Origin of the sequence: Streptomyces sp. CA2R106, assembly GCF_037034245.1 — a bacterium.
Taxonomy (GTDB): Bacteria; Actinomycetota; Actinomycetes; order Streptomycetales; family Streptomycetaceae; genus Actinacidiphila.
Map to the genome: position 1 here is coordinate 1 of NZ_JBAGKC010000075.1, position 4,887 is coordinate 4,887.

The following is a 4,887-nucleotide window of genomic DNA, read 5'->3' on the forward strand; positions in this document are numbered from 1 at the left end:
ACCGGGCATGCGGGTGTCGGTATCGCGGCGGTTAACGGTCCGCGTGCGGTGGTGGTGTCGGGCGTCGAGGACGAAGCACTGGCCGTGGCCGAGAAGCTGGCGGCTTCGGGAGCACGCACGCGGCGGTTGCGGGTGTCGCATGCGTTTCATTCGCCGTTGATGGAGCCGATGTTGGCGGCTTTCGGCGAGGTCGTGGCGGGGGTGGAAAGCCGCCGCCCGGGGCTGGTGATGGTCTCCGGGCTGACCGGCTCCGTGGTCTCGGACGAGGTCACCGACCCGTCGTACTGGGTGCGGCATGTGCGGGACGAGGTGCGCTTCACCGATGCGGTGGAGGCGATGCGTGCCGCGGGCGTCGGGACTTTCGTGGAGGTCGGTCCCGATGGTGTGTTGTCCGGGCTCGGGCCGCTGACACAGGCGGGGAACCCGGACGACGTGGGGGCGAGCGGCGATGTGGTGGAGACGTGGACGCCGGTTCTGCGGCGTGGCCGGGATGAGCCGCGGGCGTTGCTGACGGCGTTGGCGAAGGTGTTCGTCCGCGGGGTTCCGGTGGCGTGGGAGAAGGTCTACGCGGGGACGGGTGCGCGTCGGGTGGACCTGCCGACGTATGCGTTCCAGCGCCGCCGCTACTGGCTGGGTGTGGCGGCCAGCAGTCGTGCCGAGGATCTCGGGTTGGCGGGTCCCGGGCATGCGCTGCTGGGTGCGTCGGTGGTGTTGCCGGCGAGTGGTGGTGTGGTGCTGACCGGGCGGTTGGCGCTGTCGTCGCAGCCGTGGCTGGCGGACCACGCGGTGGCCGGTCGGACGGTCGTGCCGGGTGCGGCGCTGGTGGAGATGGTGGTGCGGGCCGGTGACGAGGTGGGGTGCTCCCGGGTCGAGGAGCTGCTGAGCGAAGCCCCGCTCGTGCTGCCCGCGCAGGGTGGCGTACGGGTCCAGATCGCGGTGTCGGAGCCGGACGAGGACGGGCGATGCGCGTTCAGCGTCTACGCCCAGGACGAGGACGTGCCCCCGGAAGGCGAGTGGACCCGGCACGCGAACGGCGTGCTCTGCGCCGCCGAGGCGGTGGCGGAGGAGACCGGCGACGGTTTCCGTCCGTGGCCGCCCTCCGACGCCGAGCCCGTCGAACTGGACTCTCTCTACCCGGAGTTGGCGGCGCGCGGCCTGAGCTACGGGCCGGTGTTCCAGGGGCTGCGCAGCGCCTGGCGCAAGGGCGCGGAGCTCTACGCCGAGGTCGCCCTGCCCTCCGACGTGAGCGTGGCCGGGTTCGGCCTGCACCCCGCGCTGCTCGATGCCGCCCTGCACGTGGCGGCGGCGGACACCGGCGACGGCCTGACGCTGCCGTTCGCCTGGAACGACGTCACCGTGCACGCCTCGGGAGCGACCGCGGCCCGCGTACGGGTGACGCCCGCCGCCACCGGCGAAGGGCTCACGGTGACGCTGGCCGACCTCGGCGGCGGCCTCGTCGCCACGGTCGGCAGGCTGGCGGTGCGCACCGCCTCGCCCGCCGAACTCGCGGCCGGTGCGCACACGGCGGACGACGCCCTGTTCGGGGTCGAGTGGGTGCCTGCCGCGGCTCCGGCGCCGGACGGGCAGCGGCAGCCCGCGGGCATTTGGGCCGTACTCGGCGAAACGGCGCACGCCGCCGCCCTCGAACTCCCGGGCGCGGCGGCGTACCCGGACCTGGCCGCTCTGGTGGCGGCGGTCGAGGCAGGGGCCGAGGGCCCGCGGACCGTCGTGGTGCGCGCCGTACCGGACCCGGCCGCCGGGGACGTGGCGGCGGTCGCCCACCGCACCGCGGCCGACGTCCTGGAACTCCTGCGCGGCTGGCCGGCCGCGGACCTGCCGGACGAGACGCGGCTCCTCGTCCTGACCGAACGCGCGGTGGACGCGGGACCGGAGGCCCCTGTGGACCTCGCCGCCGCCACGGTGTGGGGCCTGGTGCGGGTCGCGCAGACGGAGCACCCCGGCCGGATACTGCTCGCCGACATGGACGACGTGTCAGGCGGCGCGGCGGACCGGCTGGCCGCCGGCGTGGAGTCGGGCGAGCCGCAGTTCGCCGTCCGGGACGGGCAACTGCGCGTGCCGCGGCTCACCCGGGTACGGTCCACGACCCCGCCCGCCGAGCGGGCAGGCCGCCGCGGCACCGTCCTCGTCACCGGTGCCTCCGGTGTGCTGGGCGGCCTGGTGGCCCGCCACCTCGCGCGGACCGGACAGGCCGAGCACCTGCTGCTCGTCTCCCGCCGCGGCGGCGAGGCGGCCGGGATGCCGCAACTCCTCGCCGCCATCGAGGAGTACGGCGTCCAGGCCACCGCCGTCGCGTGCGACACCGCCGACCGGGCACAGCTCGCGGACGTGCTCAAGGGCGCGCCGCTGACGGGTGTCGTGCACGCGGCCGGCGTGCTGGACGACGGCCTGCTGGCGACCCTCACCCCCGAGCGGCTGGCGGCGGTGCTGCGGCCGAAGGTCGACGCGGCCTGGAACCTGCACGAGCTGACCCGCGACCTGGACCTCGACACCTTCGTGCTGTTCTCCTCGATCGCGGGTGTGGTCGGCAATGCAGGTCAGGCCAACTACGCCGCCGGGAACACCTTCCTGGACGCGCTGGCCGCCTACCGGCACCGGCAGGGCCTGCCCGCGGTGTCGCTGGCCTGGGGCCCCTGGGAGAACGGCATGGTCGGCGACCTCTCCGAGGCCGATCTCCAGCGCATGGCCCGCCAGGGACTGAAGCCGCTGTCCGGCACCCGGGGGCTCGCGGTGCTGGACGCCGCCGCCGACCGGGCCGAACCGCTGCTGGTGGCCGCCGCACTCGACCCCGGAGTGCTGCGCCACTCCGGAGAGGTCCCGCCGCTGTTCTCCGGCCTCGTCCGGGGCCGTACGACCGCGCAGGCCGCCCGCCGGACGGCCGGCCAGCCCGCCGCCGAGGACCGCAACGCCCTCGCCGCGCGCCTGGCCGGGCTGAGCCGGGCCGAGGGGCACGACGTCCTCCAGGACCTCGTCGTCACCCAGGCCGCCCTGGTCCTGGGCATGTCCGGCCCCGGCAGCCTCGACGCCGACCGCCCGTTCCGCGACGTCGGCTTCGACTCGCTGACCGCCGTGGAACTGCGCAACCGGCTCGGCAAGGCCACCGGCCTGCGGCTGCCGGCCACCGCCGTGTTCGACTACCCGACCCCCGCCGCGCTGGCCGGCTACGCCCTGACCGAACTCGTCGGCCGGCTGGACGCGGCGGACACCGCCCGCCCGGGTGCCGCGGGCGCGGCCACGGCGGGCGGCGGCGCGGTGGACGACGACCCGGTGGCGATCGTCGGGATGGCGTGCCGCTTCCCCGGCGGCGCCGCGTCCCCGGCCGACTTCTGGCGGATGCTGGCCGCGGGCGAGGACGGGGTGGGCCCCTTCCCCGCGGACCGCGGCTGGTCGACGGACCTGGTGGACCCCGACCCGGACGCCGTGGGCAAGACCGTCTCCGGCGAGGGCGGGTTCCTCTACGACGCGGCCACGTTCGACGCGGAGTTCTTCGGCGTCAGCCCCCGCGAGGCCCTGGTGATGGACCCGCAGCAGCGGCTGCTGCTGGAGACGTCGTGGGAGGCGCTGGAGGACGCGGGCATCGACCCGGCCGGGCTGCACGCCAGCGCGACGGGCGTGTTCACCGGCATGTTCCACCACGACTACCTCTCCGCTACCGGACTGCCGGAGGAGGCCGAGGGATACGTCGGCCTCGGCGCCACCGGATCGGTCGCCTCGGGCCGGGTGGCCTACTCGCTGGGCCTGGAGGGTCCGGCGGTGACGATCGACACGGCGTGCTCGTCGTCGCTGGTGGCACTGCACTTGGCAGCCCACTCGCTGCGCTCGGGCGAGAGCTCCCTCGCCCTGGTCAGCGGCGTCAACGTGATGTCCACCCCGGTCACCTTCATCGACTTCTCGCGGCAGCGCGGGCTGGCTGCGGACGGGCGCTGCAAGGCGTACTCGGACCAGGCGGACGGCACCGGCTGGGGCGAGGGCGTGGGTGTCCTGGTGGTGGAGCGGTTGTCGGACGCACGGCGCAACGGACACCGGGTTCTTGCGGTGGTGCGGGGGAGTGCGGTCAATCAGGATGGCGCGTCGAACGGTCTGACGGCGCCGAACGGCCCGGCCCAACAGCGCGTCATCCGGGCGGCGTTGGCCGACGCGCGCCTGACGCCGGCCGATGTGGACGTGGTGGAGGGGCACGGTACCGGTACGGCGCTGGGTGACCCGATCGAGGCGCAGGCGCTGCTGGCGACCTACGGCCGCGACCGTCCCGCCGACCGTCCGCTCTGGCTCGGTTCGGTGAAGTCGAACATCGGGCACGCACAGGCCGCCGCGGGCGTGGCCGGTGTCATCAAGACGGTGCTGGCGCTCCAGCACGGGCTGGTCCCGCGGACCCTGCACGCCGACACCCCGTCCTCGCATGTGGATTGGGACGCGGGCGCGGTGCGCCTCGCCACCGAATCCGTGCCGTGGCCGGAGACGGGTGGGCGGCCGCGTCGTGCGGGGGTGTCGTCCTTCGGGTTCTCCGGTACGAACGCGCATGTGATCATCGAGGCGCCCGAGGTGCCTGAGCCGGCCGTGGAGGGTGTCGAGGTTCAGGGTGCGCCTGGGCTCGTGGGCGGGTCCGGTGTGGGGTTGCCGGTGGTGCCGTGGGTGGTGTCGGGTCGGTCGGTTGAGGGGTTGGCGGGTCAGGCGGGGCGGTTGTTGGAGTTCGTGGGGGAGGGGTGTGCGGCGGTTGACGCGGTGGATGTGGGGTGGTCGTTGGTGTCGTCGCGTGCGGTGTTGGAGCATCGTGCGGTGGTGCTCGGGGTGGATGGGGCGGAGTTGTGTGCGGGGTTGGGTGCGGTGGCGGAGGGGGCCGAGGGGCCTGGTGTGGTCAGTGGTGTGTCT

At 74.7% G+C, this 4,887-nt stretch carries 1 protein-coding gene; it reads left to right on the plus strand.

The window, feature by feature from the left end:
• Positions 1-21: 21 nt before the first annotated feature.
• Positions 22-4,887 (plus strand): SDR family NAD(P)-dependent oxidoreductase (locus WA788_RS34965; RefSeq protein WP_335984410.1); only part of this gene is annotated, 4,866 nt, incomplete at its 3' end.